Source organism: Streptomyces sp. CB01201 (genome assembly GCF_002803085.1).
Taxonomy (GTDB): domain Bacteria; phylum Actinomycetota; class Actinomycetes; order Streptomycetales; family Streptomycetaceae; genus Streptomyces; species Streptomyces hundungensis.
In genome coordinates, this window is record NZ_NNBJ01000026.1 from 1 (window position 1) to 25354 (window position 25354).

Genomic DNA, 25354 nt, shown 5'->3' on the forward strand with positions numbered 1-25354 from the left:
CCGACGCCACACCCGGCGCCGCCCGCGGCGGTGGCCCCGGTGGCGAACCCGCCCGCGCCGCCCGTGGTGCCGCCCGCGCCGAGCGCACCGCCGCCGCGCCCCGGGCCGCCTGCGGCCGTGCACCGGATCACCCTGCGCCACTACCAGATGCCGCCGCGCAAGAAGCCCGCGCCCCGGCTCTCGCCCGTCACCTTCACGCTGCTCCTCACCGCCCCCGCCGTCATCGGCGCGGCCCTGCTGCGTTCCCGCTCCGGCTCCCGCTCGCGCTGAGCCCACCTTCCCTGAGAGGTCCCGTTGTCCGACTGGCTCGTCCTGGTCATCGCCATGGCCGCCGCATGCGCGGTCGTGCTCACCATCACCCTGTTCAGCAGCCGCCGGATCACCCCGGACGTCGACACGTCCGAAACCCCCGACGTCATCGAGTACATGACGATGATGATCGGCGTGGTGTACGCCATCGTCCTCGGTCTCGCCATCGCCGGCGTCTGGGAGGGCCGCGGAGCCGCCCAGGCGGACGTACAGCAAGAAGCCCAGGCCCTGCACGAGATCAGCCAGCGCGTCCAGGTGTATCCGGCGGAGGTGCGCGACCGGACCCGGGCCGACGTCGACGCGTACGTCAGCTATGTGGTGCACACCGAGTGGAGCCACATGGCCAAGCACGGTGATCTCACCGACGAGGGCAGCGAGAAGCTGGAGCGGATCCGCCGCGATGTGACGGACTACCACCCGGCGAACGACTTCGAGGCCCAGGCCTACCAGCCGGTGATCGACCAGGTGGGCGCGGTGGACGCGGCCCGGACCGCCCGCGGGCAGGGGGCGGGCGCGACCATGCCCGGAGTCGTGTGGTTCGGCCTGATCATCGGTGCCCTGGTCACGGTCGGGCTGATCTTCACGATGCAGATCCGGCGCAGCTGGCGGGAGCTGCTGCTCGCGGGTCTCTTCAGCGCCCTGATCGCCTTCCTGCTCTTCCTGATCTGGGACTTCGACGCCCCCTTCGGCCGGGGCATCTCGGCGACCGCGGGACCGTTCATGGATCTGTTCCCCGGCATCGGCTGACACCCGGCCCGCCGTACCGCGCACCGAGGCTCCGCCGGACCGGCGGGGCCTTCGCTCGGCCGGGCGGGGGACGGCGATGCCCCATTCGCCGGACAGCGATCGCGACACACCGGGCCGCCTCCTAGCGTTTCGGGCATCGAGGTGCATCACCCCCCATGTGGAATCGGATCCGCAGCTGCTCCTCGGGGACCGGAGGACTGACCATGGGCGCGATACGCATCGCTTCCGCCACCCTGCTCGGCGCTGCCGCCGCCCTCTCCCTCGCCGCGCCGACCGCCACCGCGGCCGAGGGCACCGCCGGCGGAAGCAACATCACTCCGTTCGGCTTCAGCGTGACCCCCTCGCTGATCGCGCCCGGCGGCCAGGTCACGCTGAACGTCACCGGCTGCTCCACGGAGGCCACCGTGTCCTCCGGAGTCTTCGACACGGTCACCGTGCCCAAGGACAGTTCGCGGAACGCGACGGTCGACTGGGACGCCAAGCGCGGCGCCGCGTACACGGTGACGTTCTCCTGCGACGGAGCCCGCGGCACCAGCCAGCTGACGATCAGCGGCGGTTCGCCGACCACCAGCTCGACCGTGCGCCCCACCGTCCGGCCCACCGTCACCACCCCGCGGGGCGTCCGCGGCGGCCTCGGCGGCAGCGTGGACGGCTCCCTCAGCCCTGTCGAACTCGCGGCCGGCGCCACCCTGATCGCGCTCGCGACCGGGGGCACGGGCTACGCCCTGTACCGCCGGCGCGCCACCGGCCGCCGCCACTAGCGGCCGCCGCCGCACCGCACGCACACCCGTCGCCCCCGAGTCCTGGCCAGGACTCGGGGGCGGGGCCGCCTGGATCCTTCCGGGGAGGTTCGTCCCGGTCAGACCCGTACGCCTTGGCGCCGGCGGCGGGCGACGAACAGCGCGCCGCCGAGCGCGGCCGTGCCGACGAGGGTGCCGCCGACCGCCATCTCGGTGTCGGTGGGGCCGGCCGCGCCGCCGAGGCCGCCGTCGGCTCCGCGGCCCTCCAGGACACGGAAGCTGCGGGTCGCCACCCGGTCGTTGTCGTTGCACTTGACCGCCAGGCTGTACGTCCCCGGCGTCGTGTGGTCGTGGATCCGCGCGGTGGCGTAGTTGACGTCGCCCGACGACAGGTGGACCTCGTCGAAGGCGTTCGAACTGACTCTGCCGCCGTTCTGGCAGCCCCTGGCGGTGATCCTCAAGGTGGCGCCCTGGTGGACCGCGTAGGGGTCGACTTCGACGCTGTTGGGGCCGCCGCCGTTCGGCGGGCCTCCGGCGACGGCCACCGGGGCGGCGAACGCGACCGCGGCGCCGACCGCGAGGGCCACCGTTAGAGCGCGTGAAGCACGCATCGTTGAACCTCCATGGGAGGACGCCCCGGAGCCGTGCTCCGGGATGATCGACGAGTACGCCTCCCATGACGAACCCTCACCGCCGCTCATACAAGCCGCATTTCGACGCTCATCCACCCTGGTGAACCGCGGGGTCCCGGCCCGCCCCGGAATCTGACGGACCCGCAGGTCACAGGCCGTCAGATCATTTTCGCCGCCGCCCCACCCGGATGGCTCAGGCCCGCTGGACAGCACCCGTTCGCCGCTCCCCGATCGCCGCTCGATCACTGCGCCCTTACGTTGCTCGAAGGCGCTGAGGGTGGACGGCGAAGGAGACGGAGAGACATGGCGCAGGACGAGTACGGCACGGAGCGTCGCAGATACTCCCCGTGGGGAGCCCTGGCCCTGGTGATGCTCACCGGCCTGGCGCTGTTGCGCAACGGGGCGGACGTGACGATGGGCCCACCGCAACCGGCCGCCGCAGCGGCGCTGACCAGCAGCGCGGGGGTCGCGACACCGCCCGCGTCGGCCGGGGCGGTCCAGCCGCTGCCCTTCGCCCCCGCCTCCCGGGTGCGGATCGAGGCGATCAACGTGAACGCCCCCGTCATGGACGTCGGCACCGACCCCCAGGGCTGGGTGCAGGCCCCGCCGCCCGAGGACCCGAACCTCGCGGGCTGGTATCAGAACGGGGTGGCCCCGGGGATGCGCGGAACGTCGGTCATGGTCGGCCACGTCGACAACATGAAGGGGCCCGCGGTCTTCTACGGGCTCGGTTCCCTCCAGAAGGGCAACCACATCGAGGTGGACCGCTTCGACGGCCGCACGGCGGTGTTCGAGGTGTACGGCGTCGAGGTCTTCGACAAGGCCACCTTCCCGGGCACCCGGGTGTACGGCGACACCGGGCACCCGGAGCTCCGGGTGATCACCTGCGGCGGCGGCTTCTCCAGGGGCCGCGGATACGACGGAAACGTGGTGGCCTTCGCCCGCCTCGTGTCCGTCAAGTAGCCCCACAGCGGCGGGCGCGGGCGTCGCAGGGACGCCTGCCGAGGGTTCATCTGCGACGCGGCGGGACCTTCAACTCGTAGCCCTGCTTGAGGAGTTCGGGCAGGTAGCTGCGCAGGGCCGCGACGCTCTGCGAGCGGTCGCCGCCCGCGTCGTGCGAGAGCACCACGACGCCGGGCGCGGCCCCTTCGAGAACCCGGCTGATGATGGTGGGGGTGCCGGGCGTGGTCCAGTCGAGGGTGTCGACGGTCCAGGCGAGCGGCTCCATGCCCATCTCGGCCTGGATCTCGAACACATTGCGGTTCCACGCCCCGTACGGCGCCCGGAACCACTGGGGCGGCTCCCCCAGGGTCTGCTCGATGACCTCGCTGGTGCGGCCGATCTCGGAGCGGATCTGGGCGGAGGGCGTCTTGTTGAGCTGCGGATGGGTCCAGGTGTGGTTGCCGACCACGTGCCCGTCGTCGCGCATCTCGCGCAGCAGGTCCCGGTTGTCGGTGGCCATCTCGCCGCACAGGAAGAACACCGCGCGCACGTCGTGCTCGCGCAGGGTCTTGAGGATGCCGGGGGTGTAGCGCGGGTCGGGCCCGTCGTCGAAGGTGAGCACCATGGAGCGCTCCCCCAGCTGCGGCATGCTCAGGAACGGCCTGGTGCGCACCGGTGGCAGCGCGGTGTGGTAGCGCGGCGGGGTGTAGGCGGTCATGGGTTCGAGGCGGTACGCGCTGGCGCGCACGGGGGGCACGGCGGCCTGGGGACCCGCGGCCGGCGGTGCCGCGCGGGGCGCGGTGGCCGGGGCGACGGTGTCCTCCGCGGTGAGCACGCGTACGGCCGCTGCGGCCGCGAGGCAGCCGGTGATGCGCAGCAGTGTCCGCCGACTGGGGAGCATCTGATCCCTTTTCATGACATACGGCTTTTGTTCGTCATGGCGGAAGATTAGGGTGTATCGGGCGCAACCGGGCCGACGAAACGTCAACAGCACGAGGACACCAGCACGAATGGAGTCACCGGACGCCGCCTCCCGCCGGGCGTCCAGGCGCGGCGGGCGCGGACGGCTCAGCCGCGGCGGACCAGGGGGAAGGGCAGGGTCTCGCGGATGGTGAGGCCGGTGAGGAACATGACGAGCCGGTCCACGCCGATGCCGAGGCCGCCGGTGGGCGGCATCGCGTATTCGAGGGCGTCCAGGAAGTCCTCGTCGATCTCCATCGCCTCGACGTCGCCGCCCGCCGCGAGCAGCGACTGCGCGGTGAGCCGGCGGCGCTGCTCGATCGGATCGGTCAACTCCGAGTAGGCGGTGCCCAGTTCGGTGCCGAAGGCGACCAGGTCCCAGCGCTCCGCGAGCCGTGGGTCGGTGCGGTGCTGGCGGGTCAGCGGGGAGACATCGGTGGGGAAGTCCTTGTAGAAGGTGGGTAGCTCCGTCTTCTCCTCGACGAGCCGCTCGTACATTTCGAGCACGATGTCGCCGCGCGTGTTGTCCGGGGTGTGCGGAACGTGCACCCGGTCGCAGAGCCGGCGCAGCCGCTGCTCGTCGGTGTCGGCGTCGACCTCCTCGCCGAGCGCCTCGGACACCGCCCCGTACAGCGTCTTGACCGGCCAGGGCCCGGAGATGTCGTACTCGACGACCTTGCCGTCACGGTCCGCCTTGCGGGCGATCGGAGAGCCGAAGGCGGCGGTGGCCGCGCCCTGGATCAGCTCGCGGGTGAGGTCGAGCATCACGTCGTAGTCGGCGTACGCCTGGTAGGCCTCCAGCATCGTGAACTCGGGGTTGTGCTTGTAGGAGACGCCCTCGTTGCGGAAGGTGCGGCCCATCTCGAAGACCTTCTCGACACCGCCGACGCAGAGCCGTTTGAGGTAGAGCTCGGGCGCGATGCGCAGATACAGGTCGAGGTCGTAGGCGTTGATGTGGGTGGTGAAGGGGCGGGCGTTGGCGCCGCCGTGGATCTGCTGGAGCATCGGCGTCTCGACCTCCAGATAGCCCCGCTCCAACAGGCCCTGGCGCAGCGCCTGGACGGCCGTGGAGCGGGCCCGGACCACCTCGCGGGCCTCGGGGCTCGCCACCAGGTCGAGATAGCGGCGGCGCACCCGGGCCTCGGGGTCGGCGAGGCCGCGCCGCTTGTCGGGCAGCGGGCGCAGGCACTTGGCGGTCATCTGCCAGCCGGTCGCGAACAGCGTGAACTCGCCCTTCTCGCTGGGTCCGGTCGTGCCGGTGGCCGTGATGTGGTCGCCGAGGTCGACATCGCGGGTGAACCGGCCGAGGACCTCCTCGCCCGCACCCTCCCGGGTGAGGGCCAGTTGGAGGTCGCCGGACCAGTCGCGCAGGACGGCGAAGACCACACCGCCGAAGTCGCGAACGGCCATCACACGCCCGGCCACGGTCGCGCCGATGCCCTCGCCCTCGGCCCGGAGCCGGGCCAGGGTGTGGCTGCGCGCCGGGATGACGACGGGGTAGGGCTCGGTGCCGTCCGCGCGCAGCCGGTCCAGCTTGCGGTGGCGCACCCTTACCTGGTCCGGGAGTTGACGCTCCGTCACTTCTGTGGCGCCGGGCCCGGTGAGACCGAGCGCCTCGATGGAGGGCAGGCCCGCGGTGGTGACCGGTGTGGTGACGCCCTTGTGGTGGCCCTTGCCCCAGAGCTTGCGCAGGCTCGGCACCGAGACGAAGCCCTCGGCGATGCCGGAGGCGAGGCCGACCCGGGCGAGGGAGCCCGCGTCGCCGTAGCAGAGGAACCGGGGGAACCACTGCGGCTGGTACTTCACGTTGGACCGGTACAGGGCCTCCAGCTGCCACCACTTGGAGAAGAAGAGGAGCAGTTTGCGCCACAGCCGCAGCACGGGTCCGGCACCGATGCGGGCGCCCTCCTCGAAGGCCGAGCGGAACACCGCGAAGTTGAGCGAGATCCTGCGCACCCCCAACTTCGGTACCGCGGCGCAGAGTTCGGCGACCATGAACTCCATGACGCCGTTGGGCGCACTGCGGTCGCGGCGCATCAGGTCGAGCGAGATGCCGTCGGGGCCCCAGGGCACGAAGGAGAGCAGCGCGATCAGCTTCCCTTCGGCGTCGAAGGCCTCGACGAGCAGGCAGTCGCCGTCGGCGGGGTCGCCGAGCCGGTCGAGCGCCATCGAGAAGCCGCGCTCGGTCTCGGTGTCGCGCCAGGCGTCGGCCCGGTCGACGATCTGCCCCATCTCCTCGTCGCTGAGCGCCGAGTGGCGGCGGATGCGGGTGGTGGCCCCGGTCCGCTCGACGCGCCGGACCGCCTGGCGGGTGACGCGCATGTCGCGGCCGTCCAGGTCGAACCTGGCGACGTTCAGGATCGCCTCGTCGCCGAGCTGGATCGCGCCGAGCCCGTGCCGGGCGTAGGCGGTCGCGCCCTCCTCGGACGCGCCCATCACGGCGGGCGCCCAGGCGTACTTGCGGGCGACATCGAGCCAGGCGTCGATGGCCGGGCCCCACGCGCCCTCGTCACCCACGGGGTCGCCGCTGGCCAGGGCCACCCCGGCCTCGACCCGGTAGGTGACGGCGGCCTTGCCGTTGGGCGAGAAGACCACGGCCTTGTCGCGCCGGGTGGCGAAGTAGCCGAGGGAGTCCTGGCGGCCGTAGGCGCCGAGCAGCGCCCGGATGCGGGGCTCCTCGTCGCCGTGCAGGGCGGCCTCCATCCGCTGCGAGCGGAAGAGCGTGGAGGCGGCGGTCAGCAGGGCGATGGCGCCGAACAGGCCGAGGAAGAAGTAGAGGGGCTTCGGAGGGCTCCCGTCGAAGCGGCCGCCGGAGACGAGGCCGCCGAGGACGCGGTTGGCGGCCCACAGGAGGCGCTGGCCGCGCGGCAGGGTGTTGGGGAACAGCTCGATCAGGCCCCAGCCGACGAGGACGCCGGCCGCCAGCCCCAGGCACAGCACCCCCACGGCCCGGCGGAAGGCACCCCGGCGGGTCTGCGCGTAGAACTGCTTGCGGGCCAGGATCAGCACCACGAGGGCGGCTCCGCAGAGCAGCCCGTTGGCGATCCAGGCCCATTCCATGACGGCGAGGAGCAGCACGTCGAGCAGGAACAGCAGCCCCAGGTAGATGACGACCAGCCACCAGGCGACCTTCTTGCGGGCGCCGATCGCGGCCGCGAGCAACAGCAGGAAGACGGCGTACGCGAGGTTGGCGCTGACCGGCACGGCGACCCGGTCCAGGAACCAGGAGATCGGGTGGAGCAGCCGGCGCAGCGGCGGGATCAGCGCGATGACCGCACAGAACAGGCCGAGCGCGGCGAAGAACATCGCGAACGCCTCGGGCACCCGCCCCAGAAAGCCGGTCCGGGACGGTGTCGGCGCCGCCTGGCTGACAGTCATGCTCAGCACTCTAGGGAGGCCGGGGCCGGGCCGCCTGTCGAAGGCTCCGCCCGGCCCGTTAGCCTCGGGGCGTGACAGAGCAGCAGCCCCACCCCCTCCCCGAGTCCCAGCGCTTCGAGCGCGGCACCGACGGTCCGAAGGTGATCGTCGCCGGTGTCGACGGCTCGGACTCCTCCCTGCGGGCCGCGGCGTACGCCAGTGGCCTGGCCCGGCGCCAGAACGCGCTGCTCGCCCTCGTGTATGTGCAGCCGGTCCTTCCGGCGGGCGCCGCCCTTGGCGCCCCGGTCGCCGACACCACGGGCGAGATCGCCGAGGGCCTGGTCGCCGAGATCAGGGCGGCGGCCGAGCGGGTGCGCGGCATCTGGGACGTGCGGTGGGAGTTCCACACCTTCCGGGGCGACCCGTACTCCGGCCTGGTGACCGCGGCCGACGAGCTCACGGCGGACGCGGTCGTGGTGGGTGCGTCGGAGTCGGCCGGGCACCGCATCATCGGCTCGGTCGCCGTCCGCCTGGTGAAGGCGGGCCGCTGGCCGGTCACCGTGGTGCCGTAGCCGCGCCACCGCCATCGCCACCGCCACTCGGACCTGCGCGGACCTTACTGGGACATCGTCAGGCCGTCCTTGGCCGCGCCCCGGCCCAGGACCGCCTCGCGGATGTGGTCCCGGGCGGCGGTGTAGTCCTCGCGGTCCGGTGACTTCGCCAGCGCCTGCGGCAGGCTCATCACGCGGCCGCGGTCCACATCGATCCACTGGGGAATGAACTCCGCCTTGCTGACCTCCCAGCGCGCGCCGGGCCTGGCGGGCGGTGCGAAGGTGAAGCGGGCGATGGAGCTCATGTTGCCGCGGTCGTCGCGCGCACCGGTGTCGTTGAACATCTCGCCCGCGATCTGGTCGCCCTCGCCGTAGACGATCCAGGTCCCGTTGACCTTCTCGTACGCCTGCGGGATGTGCGCATGGGTGCCGAGAATGAGGTCGATGTCGGGGCGGCCGTTCGTCTTCGACGCGGTGAGCGCCTTGCCGAGGCCGAGCTGCTGCTCGTCGGGGTCGGTCTGCCACTCGGTACCCCAGTGGAGGCTGACCACCACGACGTCGGCGCCCGCGGCCCGGGCCGCCCGCGCATCGGCGACGATCTTCTTCTGGTCGATGAGGTGGACCGCCCACGGCTGTCCGTCCGGCATCGGATAGCCGTTGGTGTCATAGGTGTAGGCGAGCTGGGCGACCTTGGCGCCGCCCGCCGCGAGCAGCGCGGGCCGCGCCGACTCCTCGGCCGTGCGGCCCGACCCGGCGTGTTTCAGGCCGGCCTTGTCGAAGGCCTTCAGGGTGCGGGCGACGCCGTCGGCCCCGTCGTCCAGGCTGTGGTTGGAGGCGGTCGAGCAGGAGTCGTACCCGGCGTCCTTCAGGGCCGCGGCCACCTGCGGCGGGGATGTGAAGGCGGGGTAGCCGGTGAAGGGCCCCTCGTCCTCGCCGTACACCGTCTCCATGTGACAGATCGCCAGATCGGCCCGGGAGATGATCGGCTTGACCCCGGAGAGCATCGGCCGGAAGTCGTAACTCCCGTCCTCCGCATCGGACTTGGCGCGCTGGATGGTCGAGTCGTGCGGGAGTACGTCGCCGGTGGCGACCAGCGTGAAGGGGTGCGGAGCGGGCGCCGGCCCCGCGGCCAGGGTCCGGTGGGCGCCCTGTGGCTGCGGCTGCTGGACGGGGGATCGCTGCCCCTCGCCGCATCCCGCGGTGGCCGCGAGCAGGAGGGCCAGGGCGGCCGCCGCCCCGAGTCGGGCGCGCTGGGTCGGCTGGTGCATCGCAGTCGGACTCCGTTGCTCGAAGGCGTTCGTGTGTCCGAAATCCACCCCGCGAGAACCGGCCGGTCAAGCCGAAAAGCCGTTCATACGATTCAAGATCGCTGAATCGGACGCACCCGGGGCAGGGACCGCCGCCCCGTCCGACCGTTCGCCGTACCACTCGTCGGCCCGGTTCGACCGCTCGTCGCAGGGCGCGGTACGACGGCTGTCCCCGTACTCCCCGATGCGCTCGGATACCGCTGGTCAGGGGTATCGGGGAGAGGGCGGGCACGGTGACGACGGCGGTCGGGGACATACGGCGCTACACCCACGAGCGGGATCTGGCCGAGTTGCAGCGTGTGCACGGGCCGGCGCTGCTGCACTTCCTGCTCGGGCTCACCTTCGGCGACCGCCAGCGCGCCGAGGATCTGCTCCAGGAGACGCTGGTGCGGGCCTGGCAGCACCCGGAGGCGTTCGAGGCTCCCTACTCCTCCATGCGCCCCTGGCTGTTCACCGTCGCCCGGCGGCTCGCCATCGACGCGCGGCGCAGCCGGCTTGCCCGTCCCGCCGAAGTCGCGGACGAGGTGCTGCTCGCGACCGCGGAGTGCGCCGACCACACCGAGCGCTGCACCGCCGCCCTCGACGTCCGCTCGGCCGTGAGGTCGCTCACACCCGAACACCGCGCGGTCCTGGTCCAGTTGTACTTCCGCGGCCTCAGTGTGAACGAAGCGGCACAGGTGCTCGGTGTGCCGCCAGGGACCGTCAAGTCCCGTTCGCACTACGCACTGCGCGCGCTGGCCCGGGTGCTGCCCGGCTATTCTCCTTCGGGTCCCGAAGGGCTCTCCTCGGTGGGTTCCAGGTCCGCCTCGGTGAGCAGGGCGAGCAGCGAGGACGCCTCGGCGGCCTCCAGGTAGGCGGCCCGGCACGGCGCGCACCGGCGCAGATGCGCGGCGACGTCGCGGTCCTCCTCCGGCTCCAGCGCGCCCAGCACGTACGCGCCGAGGAGCTGCCGCACATGCATGAGCACCTCGTGTCTTGTGACGGATCCTGCCCTTCTGGCCACGGCGGGCACGCGCCCCCGGTTCAATGCTCCCTGGAGCTCCCCGGGAGCGCCGGGACGGTCGATGAAAGAGGCGAGACAGGATGCGTCCGGAGGGAAGTAGCGGGACCAGTGGTGGCGAACTGCTGGTGCCGATGGCATGGATGTACGCGGAGTACATCGCCGACGAATTGCTGCGTACCGGCGATCTGATGCCGCCGACGACGCTGGAGTTCAGGGCCGGGCGCAACGCCCTCGCCCTGACGATCTTCCTGTCCGACGGCGCGGTCGGCGGGGCCCGGGTGGTGGCCCGGCTCGACGAGTGGAGCTCGCTCACCGCGGCCGGGCGGCCCTGGCGGCGCTGGGTCTGCGCCCGGCTGCACCGGCTGCTGCGCGATCAGGAGCGGGGGCCGGACGTGGAGCTGGCGCGGGCGGCCTGGCGGTGGCTGGAGGAGACCGAGCTGCTCGCGGCCGATCTGGACGCGGTGGTGCCGGGCGGGGTCGATCCCGGCGCCGACAGCGAGGACGAGCCCCGGGTGTGGACGCCGGCGTGGGAACTCGGCCTCCCTCTGGGGCACTTGGCGATCCACCTCTTCTGACTCTTCCGACTCTTCTGACACAGCTGACACAGCTGACACAGCTGACACAGCATCAACTGTGCACGCCCGCACGGTATTTGGGTATGCGCGCCGTGATCTTCATACCCGCACCCACGCCCGTCTCGATGACGAGGCCGTAGGCGTCGCCGTAGACCTGCCGCAGTCGTTCGTCCACGTTGAGCAGTCCGATGCCGCCCGAGGCTCCGCCCTCGCCGCGCAGGACGCGGCGCAGCCGCTCCGGGTCCATGCCCGCGCCGTCGTCCTCGATCACGACCTCGGCCTCGTTGCCCGCGTCCAGGGCACTGATCGTGATGCGCCCCGCCCCGACGGCGCCCTCGATACCGTGCTTGACGGCGTTCTCGACGAGCGGCTGGAGGCACAGGAACGGCAGCGCGACCGGGAGGACCTCCGGCGCGACCTGGAGGGTGACGGAGAGCCGGTCGCCGAAGCGGGCCCGGACCAGCGCCAGATACTGGTCGATGCAGTGGAGTTCCTCGGCGAGCGTGGTGAAGTCGCCGTGCCGCCGGAAGGAGTAGCGGGTGAAGTCGGCGAATTCCAGCAGGAGTTCGCGGGCGCGTTCCGGGTCGGTGCGGACGAACGAGGCGATCGCCGCGAGGGAGTTGAAGATGAAGTGCGGGGAGATCTGGGCGCGCAGGGCCTTGATCTCGGCCTCGATCAACCGGGTCCGGGAACGGTCGAGTTCGGCGAGTTCGAGCTGTACGGAGACCCAGCGTCCGACCTCGCCCGCCGCGCGCGCGAGGACCGCCGACTCGCGGGGCGCATAGGCGATCAGGGTGCCGAGCACCCGGTGGTCCACGGTGAGCGGCACGGCCACCGCCCAGCGCAGCGGGCAGTCCAGATCGTCGCAGGACAGCGCGAACGCCTTGTCGCGTCCGGTGTCCAGCAACACCCGCACCTGGTCCATGACTTGGGCGCCGTGATGCTGCTCCCCCGCCCCGTCCCAGGTCAGGACGGTGTCGCGGTCGGTGAGGCAGAGCGCGTCGGTGCCGAGCAGGGAGCGCAGGCGCCGGGCCGACTTGCGGGCGGCCTCGGCGGTGAGCCCGGCGCGCAGTGGGGGCGCCGCGAGCGAGGCGGTGTGCAGGGTCTCGAAGGTGGCGTGCTCGACGGGCGTGCCGACGTCGCTGGTACGGGCCCGCCGTGCGGTGCGCCGGCCGAGCAGATACCCGGCGGCGGCCAGGAGCGGTCCGAGGAAGAGCAGGGCGGCCAGGGTCATCGCGGCGCGCCTCCCGCGCGGGCCAGGGCTTCGGGCAGATGGAAACGGGTCATGGCGGCGTTGGTGCCGGCCGGGACGCGCCCCGGGGTGGCGAGCGAAACCCCGATCATGGCGAGGAAGCCGACCGGCACCGACCAGACGGCGGGCCAGGCGAGCAGCGCGTGCGCGAGCCCCGGCGGGGCCAGGCCGAGGACCGTGGCGGCGACCGCGAGCAGCGCCGAACCGCCCCCGAGGAGGAGCCCGGCCGCCGCCCCCGGCGGGGTCAGCCCGCGCCACCAGATGCCGAGCACGAGCAGCGGGCAGAACGAGGAGGCGGACACCGCGAACGCCATCCCGACCGCGTCGGCCACCGGCACCTGGCTGACGAGCAGCGCACCGAGCAGCGGCACCGAGATGGCGATCGGCGTGGCGAGGCGGAAGTGGCGTATGCCGCGCGAGGGCAGCACGTCCTGGGTGAGGACTCCGGCGACCGCCATGGTGAGTCCGGAGGCCGTCGACAGGAACGCGGCGAAGGCGCCGCCCGCGACCAGCGCGCCCAGCAGATCGCCCCCGGCACCGCCGACGAGGCGCTCGGGCAGCAGGAGCACGGCCGCGTCCGCGTCCCCGGTGAGGGCGAGTTCGGGGGCGTACAGGCGGCCGAGCGCCCCGTAGACGGGTGGCAGCAGGTAGAAGGCGCCGATCAGGGCGAGGACGACGACGGTGGCCCGGCGGGCCTCGCGGCCGCCCGGGCTGGTGTAGAAGCGGACCACGACGTGGGGCAGGCCCATGGTGCCGAGGAAGGTCGCCACGATCAGCCCGTACGTGGCGTACAGCGGGTGTTCGGTGCGGGCGGCGGTGCCGGGGACGCGGGTCGCGGCGTCGAGGGCGAGCCGGGTGCCGGCCTCGACGCGGTGTTCGCCCGGCACCAGGGTCAGCGCCTCGCCGTGCCGGGGGCGGCCGTCGACGGTGCCGGTGGCGCGGACGGACAGCGGATCCGTCAGTCTCAGGGTCAGGGTGTCGGCGACACGGACGGTCTGCTGGTGGCGCAGGGCGGCCGGTTCGTCGTAGACGGGACGCGGGGCGCCGTCGCCCCGCCAGGCCAGGACCAGGAAGAGGACGGGCACGAGCAGCGCGGTCAGCTTCAGCCAGTACTGGAATGCCTGGACGAAGGTGATCGAGCGCATGCCGCCGGCCGCGACCGCGACGACCACGACGGCGGCGACGAGCACCGGCCCGAGCCAGTCCGGCGCACCGGTCAGGATCTTCAACGTGAGCCCCGCGCCCTGGAGTTGGGGCACCAGGTACAGCCAGCCGGCGCCGACCACGAACACGCTCACCAGACGGCGCACGCCCGGCGATTCGAGCCGGGCCTCCGCGAAGTCGGGCAGCGTGTACGCGCCGGAGCGGCGCAGCGGCGCCGCCACGAACAGGAGCAGCACCAGATAGCCGGCGGTGTAGCCGACCGGGTACCAGAGCATGTCCGGGCCCTGCACCAGGACGAGTCCGGCGATGCCGAGGAAGGAGGCCGCGGAGAGGTACTCCCCGCTGATGGCGGCCGCGTTGAGCCCCGGCCCCACGGTGCGCGAGGCGACGTAGAAGTCCGATGTGGTGCGCGAGATGCGCAGGCCGAACCCGCCGACCAGGACGGTGGCGAGCACGACGGCGGTCACCGCCACCACGGCGTACGTCTGGCTCACTCGGCGCGGCGGCCCTGCGTCGGGCGGCCGTCCGTCGGCCGGTCGGCGACCAGGCGGGCGAAGTCACGCTCGTTGCGCTCGGCGGTGCGCACGTACCACCAGGCGATGAGGGCGAGCGGCCCGTAGACGGCGAAGCCGAGCACGCACCAGGTGACGGCGTCGTCGTCCAGGGCGCGAAAGGCGAGCGGCAGCGTCCCCACCGTGAGGGCGAGTACCACGAACCCGGTCACGGCGGCTCGGAATTGACCGCGCATCAGGGAGCGCACATAGGCGCCGCCGAGCGCGGTCTGCTCGTCGATCTCGGACTGGGCGCGGTGGCGTGGCAGTGGGCGGACCCTCCTCGGCTCCCCGGTGACCCGCTCGCGTCGCGCCGCCTGCTCTGCGGACATGGCGCGGAGTGTACGCAGCCGCTCACCGATCGGGGAAGGGGCAGGTCAGCGGGTGGTGCGCCGCAGCAGGCGGTCGCGCACGGTGCGGGCGTGGCGCCGGCTGACGGGGAGTTCGGCGCTGCCGACCCGCACGCTCATGCTGCCCGCGTCCAGGCGGAGTTCGTCGATCCGGTCGAGCGCTACCAGGTGGCTGCGGTGGATCCGCACGAAGCCCCGGCCGCGCCAGCGCTCCTCCAGGGTGGACAGCGGGATCCGCACGAGGTGGCTGCCGCGTGCGGTGTGCAGCCGGGCGTAGTCGCCCTGGGCCTCGGCGTACGTGATGTCGTCGATGGCCAGGAAGCGGGTGACGCCGCCGAGTTCGACCGGGATCTGGTCGGGTTCCTGGACGGTGGCGGAGCGGTCGCCGACGAGTTCGGCGACCCGGCGGACCGCCTCGGCCAGGCGCTCGCCGCGCACCGGTTTGAGGACGTAGTCGACGGCCTTCAGATCGAAGGCCTGCACGGCGAAGCCCTCGTGGGCGGTGACGAAGACGATCAGGGGCGGTCGGGCGAAGCCGGCGAGCAGCCGGGCGATGTCGAGTCCGGTGAGCCCGGCCATGTGGATGTCGAGGAAGACGACGTCGACGCCCCGGTCGCCGTCGTCGCCCGCTTCCAGGGCCGCGCCGATCAGCCGGAGCGCCTCGGTGGCGCCGGTCGCGCCCTCGGCGGTGCGGATCCGGGGGTCGGAGCGGAGCAGGTAGAGGAGTTCTTCGAGGGCGGGGGCTTCGTCGTCGACCGCCAGTACGCGCAGCATGGGGCCGGAGTTTAGGCGGGCGCGTGCCGGGGTGTCTTGAGTGTTCGGGGCGGTTCCCGCGTACCTGATGGCATGAGTCCGCCGCAGATCCACCAGGCCGTCGGGGCCTACGCCCTCGGTGTGCTCGGTGCCGCCGACGCCTTCCGCTTCGAGGAGCACCTCGCCGGGTGCGCCGGCTGCGGTGCGCTGCTCGCCGAGTTCGACGGCGTGACGGCGCTGCTCGCCGCGTACCTCGCGGGCGGGCCGGTGCCGGCCCCCGCGGTGTCGCCCGAGGTGCTGCACGGGATGCTGGGGGCGGTGGCCGGGCGGCGCCGGCGTGGACGAGTGGTGCGGCTCGCCGTGGTGGCCGCGGCGGGCGTGCTGGTGGCGGGCGGCGTCGGCATCGCCGTCGAACCCGCGCCGTCGGGCTGGACGGTGGCCTCGCACGCGCCCGGGGTGGCGGCCTCACTGGTGACGGATCGTCAGGAGTGGGGCACCGATGTGGAGTTGACGCTCGCCGGAGCGGAGCCGGCGTCGTGCACGCTGGTCGCGGTGGGCCGGGACGGCTCGCGCGAGACGGTGGCGAGCTGGGCGGAGCGGGGCGGCCCGCCCGTTCGGATGCGCGGGGCGGCGGCGTTCGCGCAGGACGCGATCGCACGGTTCGAGGTGCGGGTCGCGGACGGGACGCCGCTCGCGACCATGATCCCGCGGTGAGACGGTCGCCGAGGCGGCCGTGCCGGGCCCGGGCCGCCCGCCCGGGGTGCGCTACTTGAGCAGCTTCGACAGGCGCCGGTCGGCGAGGATCCTGCCGCCGGTCTGGCAGGTGGCGCAGTACTGGAGGGAAGAGTCGGCGAAGGACACCTCGCGGACGGTGTCGCCACACACCGGGCACGGCTGACCGGTGCGGCCGTGCACCCGAAGGCCGCTCTTCTTCTCCGCCTTGAGGCGGCCGGCGGCAAGCCCGTGCGAGCGCTCGACCGCCTCCGCCAGGGTGGTGCGCATGGCCTCGTAGAGCGTGGTCGTCTCCTCGTCGGTCAGGTGGGCGACGGCCTTGAACGGTGACATGCGCGCGACGTGCAGGATCTCGTCGCTGTAGGCGTTGCCGATGCCCGCGATGAGGGACTGGTCGCGCAGCGCGCCCTTGAGCTGCCGCCGCTCGCCCTTGAGCAGGGCCGCGAAGTCGTCCCGGCCGAAGCCGGGGGCCAGCGGGTCGGGGCCGAGCCGGGCGATGCCGGGGACCTCGGACGGGTCGTGGACGAGGTGGACGGCGAGGCTCTTGCGGGTGCCGGCCTCGGTGAGGTCGAAGCCCGCGCCGCCCGCCAGCGAGACCCGCAGCGCGAGCGGCCCCTTGCCGGGCTTCGGCGGGGCGGTGGGCAGGGTGTCGTACCAGCGCAGCCAGCCCGCCCTGGCCAGATGGGTGCACAGGTGCAGACCGTCGGCGTCGAGGTCGAGGAACTTGCCGTGCCGGGCGACACCGGTGACGGTGCGCCCGGCAAGGGCGGTGTACGGCGGGTCGTAGGTCTTCAGGACGCTGATCGCGACCGGCACGGCGGCCGCGATCTCCTGTCCGACCAGGTGGTCGGAGAGGAATTCCCGCAGGGCCTCGACTTCGGGCAGTTCCGGCATATGTCCAGGGTGCCCCGGCGGCGCGCGCTCAGCGAGCCGCGGACGCCGCGAGGAGGTCCCCGAGCTCGCGCCGCAGGCACGCGGCGAGCCGGTCGAGATCGGGGACGGCCTTGCCGTCGGCGACCAGGCCGATGTGGACGCGGCCGCCGTACGCGGACAGGGCGACCGCCAGGGACTGGCCGCGGGCGAGCGGCGCCATCGGGTAGACCGCGCGCAGCGGGCAGCCCCCGAGGGAGAGCTCCGCGCGCGGCAGCGGCACGCTGGTGACGAGCACGTCGAAGAGCATCCGGGCCGCGCTTCCGGCCAGCGGCGCCCCGAACCGGTGGGCCAGTGGCGGCAGTTGATCGGCGAGCAGGGCGACCGCCCCGGCCCCGCGGCCGGGCCCCGCCGCCTTGTTGCGGTCCATGGCGGTACGTACCGCGGCGAGCCGGGCCAGTGGATCGGGCTCGGCGACGGGCAGGCCGAGCAGGTACGCGGAGAGCTTGTTGCCGGAGCCGGGCGGGGCACCGGGGCGCCGCCGCGAGACGGGGACCAGGGCGCGCGGCTCGGCGCCGGGGACGCCCGAGCCGCGCTCCAGGAGCCAGCGGCGCAGCCCGCCCGCGACGACGGCGAGCAGCACGTCATTGGCGGTGCCGCCCTCGGCCCTGCGCACCCGCTGGACGTCCTCGTGGTCGAGCACGGCGGTGGCCAGGCGCCGGGTCCCGCTGGAGTCGGCGGCGAGCGCGGAGCCCGCGCCGAGGTCGAGGCGGCCGGCCCGCATCACGGAGGCGCCGATGCCCACGGCCCGGGTGAGTTCGCCGACCCGGTCGCGGGCGAGGCCGGCCACCTCGCGCGGGCCCGGCAGCCAGGAGCGGGGCGGCACCGGGCGCCGGCGCCGGACGCCCGGGGTGGCGAGCTGGTCGAGGACGCCGGCGCCGATGGCGACCGCGCGCATGCCGTCGGCGAGCGCGTGGTGCAGCTTCACCAGGACGGCGAAGGGCCCGTCGTCCTCGCCGGTCAGGACGTACATCCGCCAGGGCGGCAGACCGCGCGAGAGCGGGCGTTCCATCAACTCGCCCGCGATCCGGGCGGCTTCGGCGTCGAAGTCCGCCGCGGGCAGCCGCACCCGCCGGACATGGCGGCGGACGTCGAAGTCCTGGTCGGCCACCCAGGCCGCGCCGCCGACGGGCAGCCAGACGTCGCGTACGCGCATCCGCAGCCGCGCGATGGCCGCGGCGCGCCCCGCGAGGAGGTCGAGGACCTGCCCGGCGGCCGTACCGGGGCTCGGGTCGAAGTGTGCGAGCGCCCCCAGGTGCATGGGGTGCTCCGCCGATTCGAGGTGCCAGAACGCCAGATCAAGAGGTGCCAGCAGCTCACTGCTCAAGGGGTCCTCGTGTCAGTCGGAGGCCGATCGGGCGGCCACGGTGCCACCCGCAGGGAGTGAGCAGTCAAACCCTTACGAACGGTTACGGTCAAGTAATGACTCGCTACGGATAGTTACCGCCAAGTATTGATCACTTCCGCTCCGCTCCCCCGGCCCGCCCCCGGGGCCGCGGACGTCCGGGGCCAGACCGCCCGGGGCCCCGACCGCCCGGGCTCAGTCCTCGCCCCGCTCCGGGACGGTGAACTCGCACCACACGCACTTGCCGCTGCCGCGCGACTCCACGCCCCACACATCGGCGAGCCGGTCCACCAGCATCAGACCGCGCCCCGACACCCCGGAGGAGCCGGCCTCGCGGCGCCGCGGCAGCGCGCTGGAGCGGTCCTCCACCTCGACGCGCAGCCGGCGCTCGGGGCCGGACAGCGCGCGGATGGTGACGATCGCGCCGCCGTCGGTGTGCATCAGGGCGTTGGTGATCAGCTCGTCGGCGGCGAGCTCGATCTCGTCGGACCGCTCGCGGGCGCCCCAGGCCCGGACCGCCGCCCGGATCATGTGCCGGGACGAGGCGAGCGCCTCCGGGTCGTTCTGTGCCACGTGCTGGCGGAGCCGGCCGCCGCCCTGCGGCACCTCCATGGCGCTGCGGCGCAGGAGCAGCAGCGCCACGTCGTCCTCGCCGCCCCGCTCGTCGACCACGTCGCACAGCCGGTCGGCGAGCGCTTCGAGCTCCTCGGGGCCCGAGCGCACCAGGGACGCGAGGAGCCGCATACCGTCGTCGAGGTCCGCGCCGGGCTGCTCGACGAGGCCGTCGGTGTAGAGCAACAGGGTCTGGCCCGGGTCGAGTTCGATCGTCGACACCGGGTATTCGAGCCGCCCGAACTCGGCCGAGAGCCCGAGCGGGAGGCCGCCTTCGACCGGCAGCCTGCGGCAGCTGCCGTCCGCGCGGCGGAGCAGCGGATCGACGTGGCCGGCCCGCACGATCTGCACCACCCCCGTGCTCAGGTCGGCCTCGGCGTAGGTGCAGGTCGCGAAGCGGTCGGTGTCGAGCTCGTGCAGGAAGACCGAGGCCCGGGCCGTGACCGTGGCCGGTGCGTGCCCCTCGGCGGCGTAGGCGCGCAGCACGATGCGCAGCTGGCCCATCACGGCGGCGGCGTGCGTGTCATGGCCCTGTACGTCGCCGATGGCGACGCCGACCCGGCCGCCGGGCAGCGGGATCACGTCGTACCAGTCGCCGCCGATGTCCCGGCCGAACCGGGCCGAGCGGTAGCGCACGGCGAGCTGGGCGCCGGGCACCTCGGGGATGCGGCGCGGCAGCATGGCCTGCTGGAGCCCCTCGGCGAGGTCGTGCTCCTGCTCGTAGAGCATGGCCCGCTGGAGCGACTGGGCGATCGAACTGCCCAGCGCCACCAGGAGGTTGCGCTCGTCGCTGGTGAAACCGCGCTTGTCGCTGTAGAGCAGGCCGATCGCGCCGATGGGGCGGCCCTGGGCGATCAGCGGCAGATAGGCGGCGGAGGTGATGCCGAGCCCGCTGATGTTCGGCCACAGGCCCGGATAGGACTCGGCGAAGTCCTGGGGCGACTCGATGAAGCGCGGGGCGAGCGTGCGGACGACCTCGCTCATCGGGTACTGCTCGTCGACCCGGGTCCACCGGGTGCCCGGCACGAAGCTGCCCTCGGGTCCCTCGGCGATGAGGTGGATGCGGCCCGCCTCCAGGAGGCCCATGACCAGACTGGTGGCGCCCAGGTACTCGGGGCCCTGCGAGTCCTTCATGACGTCGATGACGTCCTTGACGGTCCTGGCGTGCGCGAGGGCGGCGGTCGCCGCCTCCACGACACTGGTCGTGCGCCGCCGTTCGTCGTCGAGGCCGACCCGGGCGGTCGACTCGGCGAGTTCCTGCGTGGCGTCGCGGACGATGCCGATGATGCGCAGCGGGCGCCCGCTCTCGTCGCGCCGCACGAAGCCCTGGGTGTGGGTCCAGCGCAGGCCGCCGTCCCGGGACCGGATGCGGAAGTACACGCCGTAGTTGACGCTGCCGTTCTTCAGCGCCTGGGACACCAGCGCGTCCAGCCTGAGGGCCTCGGCGGGCGGCACCCGGGCGGCCAGCGACTCGGGCCGGTTGTCGTACTCGTCGGGCCTGAGGTCGAACACGTCAAGGGCGGGCTCGTCCATGTACATGAGGCCGGCGCCGAGGTCCCAGTCGAAACTCCCCATGCGCAGGTCCCGGCCGTACGAGTGGAGGAAGCGGCACTCCTCGCCGCCGGCCGCCTCGCCGCAGTGGCACAGCCCGGCCGCCCCTCCGCCCCCTGCACCCGCGTCCATGGGGCCACGCTAGGCGCAGCCGGGACCGCGCGCATCAGGGAGCCGCCGGTGGGCGCGGGAGCGGGCGGGGGCGGCCGGGGCCGTGCCTCAGTTGGCCGGTGAGGCCTTGCGCAGGGCGGTGATGCAGCCGGCGATGGCGCTCTGAAGGGCTTCGAGGCGCTGGACCATGTCGTCCTCGTAGATGTCATCGGCGTCGTCGAGCGTCAGCTCCTCGAACACCTTCGTCGCCTTCTGCAGGCTGCTGTAGAACTTCGTGCGGCGCTCCTGGACGCGCAGCTCGGGGTCGGCCTCCACGGCCTGTACGACGAGGCCCTTGACGGTGTCGTACGCCTCGGTCGCCCACTCGCCGGCCTCTTCCGAGTCGTCGAGCTCGTCGAGCAGGGACAGATGGCGCTCGGCCTCGGCGCGCAGTTCGGCGGGCGCCTCGACGGTCTGCCCGGCCGGCGTCCTGATCTGGCCGTTCTCGACGATCTGGCGGACGTAGCCGATGCGGTCGGCGGCCCTGGTCTCGGAGGCCACCGCCTTCTTCAGCTCGTCCGTGCGCGCGATGTCGCGGGCCAGCTCGGTCTGGAGCGCCGGGTCCTCCTTGATGCGGTCCAGGAGGGCGGAGCGGGCGGCCTGCGCGGTCCCGGGGTCGGCCAGGATCGCGGCGCGCAGCGCGGTCGGGTTCTCGGCGACCTCCAGGGCCTTGGTCGGCCGGATGCCCTCGGCCTCGGCGGCCGCGGTGATGGCGGTGCCGCGCTCGGAGGTCGCGCTGGAGCGGGAGGTGTAGTAGGTCAGCCACACGTCCGCGTCGGGAAGTTCGATGTCCTCGCCGGGGACGAGCGCCTCGAAGAGCGGGACAAGGCCGTCGTCGGAGGCCCTGTCCCAGGCCTTGTAGTAGCGCATGACGCGCTCCGCCGAGCAGCCGGCCAGCTCGCTGAACTCCTTCGCGGAGACCTTCGGCGTCTCACCGGCCGCCTGCCCGCCGGGCCGTACGCTGCGCGCCACCTTGAGGGCGAAGGACCAGCCGCCGGTGCGGGCGTAGGCCCCGAACTCACGGGCGTCCCGCGCCACGCTGTCGTGGACCGGGTCCGCCGCCGCCTCGTCGTGGACGAGGGCGCCGGCCACGCTGTCGTGGACTTCTGCGGCGGGGGGCGCGGACGGCTCGGGCAGGTCGATGGCGACGGTCACTGAGGACGCTCCTGGCTGCTGGAGGAGGGACAACGGCACAAAGGACGCAGCCTATATGCACCTCTTGGTCCCTCTTTCCGTCACACCCCGCGCCGCAGCCCGCGCGTCACGGCCCGTGTCGTGCTCGCGGCCACCGGCAGGAGTTGCCGGTGGCCGCGAGCGGGGCGGAGACGTTGCTAGACGTTCTCCGATTCCGGGGACGGCGGGACGATGCCGGAGTCCCCGCTCGGCAGGTCCGTCGGCATGTCCGTGGGCAGCGACGGCATGTCACCGGAGGGGCTCGAATCCGGGATCGAGGGCTCCACGGGCGACGGGGTCGAGGGGCTCGGGGACGGCGTGGAGGGGCTGGGCGAGGGCGTCGCGGTGACCGTCGTGGTGGCGGTCGGGCAGCCGCTCGGGGTCGCGGCGCCCGGCTGGTCGGACGGCGGGGCGGAGCCGGGCGCGGCGGGCGAGGGCGTCTCGGTGACCGTCACGGTCGGCGTGGGCGTCGGGCAGTCCGGGCTCGGCGGCGGGGAGCTGATCGGCGGCGAGGTGCTGGGGCTCGCCGGCGGCGACGGCGGCAGGGTGACCGGCGGCTTGTCCGGGTCGATCTGGATGTCCGGGCGCTCGCGGTCGCGCCGGCCGTCGTCGCCGGTCTTCCGCTCGATCCAGGTGTTGTTGGTGATGTTGACGATGATGAGGTTGTTGATGACCACGGTGGTGGGCCGCACCACGACGACCCGGTCCGCGTGGTAGCCGGGCCACGGCTTGCCCTTGTCGTTCCACTCGCCCTGGTGGGCGTTGGGCGGCTTCAGCGGGTTGCCGCACGCGCACCGCACGCGGGGCGCGCCGTGGTCGTCGACCAGCACGGCGGTGCCGGCCTGGAGCACGGACTGGAAACTGGTGGCCGAGCCGTCGCGGAAGCCGTGGTTGGTGACCCGGGTGTCATTGCGCAGCACGACGGGCGTCAGTCCGCGCAGGAAGCTCGCGACCGAACCGGGGTCGATCCCGGCGGCGTCCGCGAAGGCCCGGTTCTTCGCCCGGTCGCCGCCGAGGAAGCGGATCTGCTTCTCCACGTCGCAGCTGGCCACGGACTGGGTGCCGCCGTACAGGCCGGGCGCGGCGCCCGAGACGATACGGGTCGACCGGCCCCCCGGCGCCGGACTTCGGGGAGCGGCGGGCGCCGCCGGGGTGGGGGTCGCCGTCGAGTCGGCCGTGGACTGGGTGAACGGGTCGGGTCCGGCGGCGGCGATCGGCTGGAGGTTGAGGTCCTGCCGGCTGTCGGCGCCACTGGCGCCGCCGCCGCATCCGGCGGCGAAGGCACCGACGGACAGTGCGGCGGCGGCCGCGGCGATTCTGCGCAGGGTCGAGGGCACGTGGATCTCCCAGCTGTACGCCCCGAGTTGCCCCTCATTGTGTGCAGCAGGCGCACGCCCCGCGCAAACGGACGGGGGCGGAACGGGGGACACGGCCGCTCGCCCGTACCGCTCCCCCTCCCCCACCCGGGCGGGCCGCCGCCCACACGCGCGGTGGCCGGCACGGCGCTGACCGGGTCATGGCCGCTGGGTCACGCCCGAGCGGCGTCACACCAGTTCGGGCCGCTGCCACTCCCCGCCCAGCACGTGGTGGTCGAAGAAGCCCAGCAGGGTGCTGTACCAGAGCCGGGCGTGGTTCGGGGCGAGGATCCAGTGGCCCTCGTCGGGGAAGTACAGGAACTTCGTCGGGACCTCGCAGCGCTGGAGGGCCTGGAAGAGGGCCATGCCCTGCCCGACCGGCACCCGGTAGTCCTTGGCGCCGTGGACCACCAGCATCGGCGTGTGGATGCGGTCGGCGCCGGCGGCGGGAGAGTTCAGCTCGTAGCGCTCCGGCCGGGTCAGCGGGTCGCCGAAGATCCGCCGGAAGTAGTCCGAGGCGTCCGTGTCCGACTGGAACGCCCCCATGTCCCAGACCGAGGCGTGCGAGACGATCGCCTTGAACCGGCCGGTCAGCGTGGCGATGCGGTTGGCCAGGTAGCCGCCGTAGGAACCGCCCGCGAGGCCGGTTCGGCTCGCGTCGATGTCGGGGCGGGCCTCGGTGGCATCGGTCAGCGCCATCAGGTCCCGGTAGGGCTGCCCGCCCCACTGGCCCCAGCCCCGCGTGTGCATCCGGGGCCCGTACCCGGACGAGAGCGCCGGGTCGGGCAGCAGGACCGCGTAGCCGCGGGCCGCGAACGGCCACGGGTTCCAGCGCCAGGTCCATGCGTTCCAGGACGTCTCGGGGCCGCCGTGCGGGAAGACGAGCAGCGGCGCCGGCCGTTCGGCGGACGCCCCCTCGGGCAGCACCAGCCAGGAGCGCAGCGGGAATCCGTCGTCGGCCACCGTGTGCACCTCGGTCAGCGCCCCCGGCAGCCGGCCCGCCGCGCCCGGCGCGGCGAGCGCGACGGGCTCCTGGTCGGGCGCGGCGGCGTCGAGGCGGACCGGGGTGGGCGGCAGGTCGACCCCGTTGCGCAGCGCGTACAGGGTGCGCCCGTCCGGTGCGACGCACAGCGAGGTGTACGCGCCGGAGGCGGTGAGCCGGGTGACGGTGCCGTCGGGGTCGCGTCGGAAGACGGGCGAGTGCCCGAGCTCGTCGGCGGCGAACCAGACGGTGGCGTCGTCGGCGAGCGGCGAGACCACCGCGCCGGCGGGCCAGTTCTCGAACTCCGGCACCAGCTCGCTCTCCGCGCCGGTCGCCAGGTCCACGCGTACGAGGGTGTAGGAGTACGGCGTGTCGTACGTTTCGAGCACCTGCCGGGTGCAGATCAGGCCGGTGCCGTCGGCGGTGAACAGCGGGGCGTGGTAGACGAATCCGTCCCGGTCGATCACGCGGAGCTGTTCGCCGGTGGCCGCGTCGGCGATCACGACGACGGTGCGGTTGCGGTCGGGCACCGGCCCGTGGACGAAGCGGGTGTGGGCGACGCGGGTGCCGTCGGGCGAGAGCGCGGTCTCGGCCTCGCTCGGGCTGCCTTGGCCGCCGGCGTCGACCGGCGGGCCGGGCGCGTCCGGGACGCGGCGCACGAACGTGTGCGGCTCGTCCGGGCCGAGGTCGCTGTCCCAGTGCCGGGTGGGCCCGGACTCGTAGAGGATCGCGGTGACCTTGGCATCGGCCCGGGCCTCGCGCAGCTTCGCGTGCGCCGCGGCGTCGGCGGCGCCGGGCAGGAGTCCCGCGGTGTAGGCGAGGGTGCCGGTGTCCCGGGCGAGGCAGAAGCCTGCGATGCCACCGGGGTGACGGGCCGTCAGAACGGCCTCGCCGCTCTCCGGCAGCGTCCACACCGCCGCGCCCTCCTCGTCCTCCTGCGCGGTGGCGGGGTCGCTGTCGGGACGGGCGGAGAGGAAGTACAAGGTGCCGTCCGAGGCGAACGCGGGCGCCGACTCGCCCTTGCGGGAACGGGTCAGCCGGCGGGGCTCCCGGGCGCCGGCGGGGTCGAGCTCCCACAGACCGGATACGCAGGTGTTGCCCTCGGCGTTGAGGGTCCCCACGGCGGCCACCAGCCGCTTTCCGTCGGGTGAGAGCACGAGGCCGTGGACGCGCGGGATCGCGAGGAAGGCGGACAGGTCGTGGAAGGCGGTGGAGTCACCGGGTGTCTCGGACATCCGGTCATCCTGTCCCGGGGAGGCGGGCGGCAACAGGGGACAAAGGGCCGAATCACGTCCCTGCCGTACCGTCAAATCGCGTGCCCGGAACGGCAT

22 protein-coding genes and 1 pseudogene are annotated in these 25354 nt (G+C 73.4%); 8 read left to right on the top strand and 15 right to left on the bottom strand.

Annotated features, from left to right (window positions below; genetic code table 11):
- From CG740_RS35605 to CG740_RS35615, 3 genes and pseudogenes are all read left to right on the top strand, one after another.
- Positions 1-270 (top strand): annotated as a pseudogene (locus CG740_RS35605) (hypothetical protein); the annotation flags it as partial.
- 24 nt (positions 271-294) lie between these two features.
- Positions 295-1056, top strand: coding sequence for a bestrophin-like domain (locus tag CG740_RS35610; RefSeq protein WP_100579458.1), 762 nt, complete (start codon positions 295-297; stop codon positions 1054-1056).
- A gap of 203 nt (positions 1057-1259) precedes the next feature.
- Positions 1260-1817: a hypothetical protein gene (locus tag CG740_RS35615; RefSeq protein ID WP_100579459.1), complete on the top strand. Its 558-nt coding sequence runs from the start codon at positions 1260-1262 to the stop codon at positions 1815-1817.
- Positions 1818-1915: 98 nt separating this feature from the next.
- Here CG740_RS35615 and CG740_RS35620 read toward each other — a convergent pair whose 3' ends face one another.
- Entirely contained in the window at positions 1916-2407 is a 492-nt protein-coding gene (locus tag CG740_RS35620) for a hypothetical protein (protein WP_100579460.1), read from the bottom strand.
- Between the two features lie 324 nt (positions 2408-2731).
- Between CG740_RS35620 and CG740_RS35625 the strand changes: the two genes are divergently transcribed.
- Positions 2732-3391 carry a class F sortase gene (locus CG740_RS35625; protein ID WP_100579461.1) on the top strand — a complete coding sequence of 220 codons (660 nt, stop codon included), beginning with the start codon at positions 2732-2734 and terminating at the stop codon, positions 3389-3391.
- A 46-nt stretch (positions 3392-3437) separates the two neighbouring features.
- On the opposite strand, the gene CG740_RS35630 is transcribed toward CG740_RS35625, so the two are convergent.
- Both CG740_RS35630 and lysX read right to left on the bottom strand, forming a co-directional pair.
- Complete coding sequence (locus tag CG740_RS35630; RefSeq protein WP_100579462.1) at positions 3438-4286, bottom strand: polysaccharide deacetylase family protein; 849 nt, start codon at positions 4284-4286, stop codon at positions 3438-3440.
- 152 nt (positions 4287-4438) lie between these two features.
- On the bottom strand, positions 4439-7708 hold the full coding sequence (gene lysX, locus CG740_RS35635) for a bifunctional lysylphosphatidylglycerol synthetase/lysine--tRNA ligase LysX (protein WP_199846675.1): 3270 nt from the start codon (positions 7706-7708) through the stop codon (positions 4439-4441).
- Between the two features lie 71 nt (positions 7709-7779).
- Here lysX and CG740_RS35640 point away from each other — a divergent pair, with 71 nt between their 5' ends.
- Complete coding sequence (locus CG740_RS35640; RefSeq protein WP_100579463.1) at positions 7780-8259, top strand: universal stress protein; 480 nt, start codon at positions 7780-7782, stop codon at positions 8257-8259.
- 44 nt (positions 8260-8303) lie between these two features.
- On the opposite strand, the gene CG740_RS35645 is transcribed toward CG740_RS35640, so the two are convergent.
- Positions 8304-9506, bottom strand: a complete 1203-nt coding sequence (locus tag CG740_RS35645; RefSeq protein ID WP_100579464.1) for a CapA family protein — start codon at positions 9504-9506, stop codon at positions 8304-8306.
- Between the two features lie 272 nt (positions 9507-9778).
- On the opposite strand from CG740_RS35645, the gene CG740_RS35650 reads away from it, so the two are divergent.
- On the top strand, positions 9779-10399 hold the full coding sequence (locus CG740_RS35650) for a sigma-70 family RNA polymerase sigma factor (RefSeq protein ID WP_234376685.1): 621 nt from the start codon (positions 9779-9781) through the stop codon (positions 10397-10399).
- Here CG740_RS35650 and CG740_RS42050 read toward each other — a convergent pair.
- Positions 10300-10686, bottom strand: a complete 387-nt coding sequence (locus CG740_RS42050; RefSeq protein ID WP_384498316.1) for a zf-HC2 domain-containing protein — start codon at positions 10684-10686, stop codon at positions 10300-10302. The two genes, CG740_RS35650 and CG740_RS42050, sit on opposite strands and share 100 nt — an antisense overlap.
- On the opposite strand from CG740_RS42050, the gene CG740_RS35660 reads away from it, so the two are divergent.
- Positions 10629-11123, top strand: a complete 495-nt coding sequence (locus CG740_RS35660) for a hypothetical protein (protein WP_100579465.1) — start codon at positions 10629-10631, stop codon at positions 11121-11123. The two genes, CG740_RS42050 and CG740_RS35660, sit on opposite strands and share 58 nt — an antisense overlap.
- Before the next feature lie 52 nt (positions 11124-11175).
- On the opposite strand, the gene CG740_RS35665 is transcribed toward CG740_RS35660, so the two are convergent.
- From CG740_RS35665 to CG740_RS35680, 4 genes are read right to left on the bottom strand one after another with little or no spacing between them, the layout of a single operon-like run.
- Positions 11176-12357, bottom strand: a complete 1182-nt coding sequence (locus CG740_RS35665; RefSeq protein ID WP_100579466.1) for a sensor histidine kinase — start codon at positions 12355-12357, stop codon at positions 11176-11178.
- Positions 12354-14033: a sodium/solute symporter gene (locus tag CG740_RS35670; RefSeq protein ID WP_100579467.1), complete on the bottom strand. Its 1680-nt coding sequence runs from the start codon at positions 14031-14033 to the stop codon at positions 12354-12356. The genes CG740_RS35665 and CG740_RS35670 overlap by 4 nt, the downstream gene beginning before the upstream one ends.
- The gene (locus CG740_RS35675; RefSeq protein ID WP_100579468.1) at positions 14030-14422 is read right to left on the bottom strand and encodes a hypothetical protein; all 393 of its coding nucleotides are present in this window, start codon (positions 14420-14422) and stop codon (positions 14030-14032) included. Before CG740_RS35675 ends, CG740_RS35670 begins: the two co-directional genes overlap by 4 nt.
- A gap of 45 nt (positions 14423-14467) precedes the next feature.
- Complete coding sequence (locus CG740_RS35680; protein WP_100579469.1) at positions 14468-15214, bottom strand: LytR/AlgR family response regulator transcription factor; 747 nt, start codon at positions 15212-15214, stop codon at positions 14468-14470.
- Between the two features lie 72 nt (positions 15215-15286).
- Between CG740_RS35680 and CG740_RS35685 the strand changes: the two genes are divergently transcribed.
- Entirely contained in the window at positions 15287-15907 is a 621-nt protein-coding gene (locus CG740_RS35685; protein ID WP_100579470.1) for a zf-HC2 domain-containing protein, read from the top strand.
- Positions 15908-15958: 51 nt separating this feature from the next.
- Here CG740_RS35685 and CG740_RS35690 read toward each other — a convergent pair whose 3' ends face one another.
- From CG740_RS35690 to CG740_RS35715, 6 genes are all read right to left on the bottom strand, one after another.
- On the bottom strand, positions 15959-16819 hold the full coding sequence (locus CG740_RS35690) for an Fpg/Nei family DNA glycosylase (RefSeq protein ID WP_100579471.1): 861 nt from the start codon (positions 16817-16819) through the stop codon (positions 15959-15961).
- Positions 16820-16847: 28 nt separating this feature from the next.
- On the bottom strand, positions 16848-18182 hold the full coding sequence (locus CG740_RS35695) for a wax ester/triacylglycerol synthase family O-acyltransferase (protein ID WP_100579472.1): 1335 nt from the start codon (positions 18180-18182) through the stop codon (positions 16848-16850).
- A gap of 213 nt (positions 18183-18395) precedes the next feature.
- On the bottom strand, positions 18396-20387 hold the full coding sequence (locus CG740_RS35700) for a SpoIIE family protein phosphatase (protein WP_100579528.1): 1992 nt from the start codon (positions 20385-20387) through the stop codon (positions 18396-18398).
- Positions 20388-20582: 195 nt separating this feature from the next.
- Positions 20583-21668 carry a hypothetical protein gene (locus CG740_RS35705; protein WP_234376686.1) on the bottom strand — a complete coding sequence of 362 codons (1086 nt, stop codon included), beginning with the start codon at positions 21666-21668 and terminating at the stop codon, positions 20583-20585.
- A 176-nt stretch (positions 21669-21844) separates the two neighbouring features.
- A complete protein-coding gene (locus CG740_RS35710; RefSeq protein ID WP_234376687.1) occupies positions 21845-23023 on the bottom strand; it encodes a DUF6777 domain-containing protein in 1179 nt (392 codons plus the stop codon).
- Between the two features lie 207 nt (positions 23024-23230).
- Positions 23231-25258: a S9 family peptidase gene (locus CG740_RS35715; protein ID WP_100579473.1), complete on the bottom strand. Its 2028-nt coding sequence runs from the start codon at positions 25256-25258 to the stop codon at positions 23231-23233.
- Between the last annotated feature and the right edge of the window lie 96 nt (positions 25259-25354).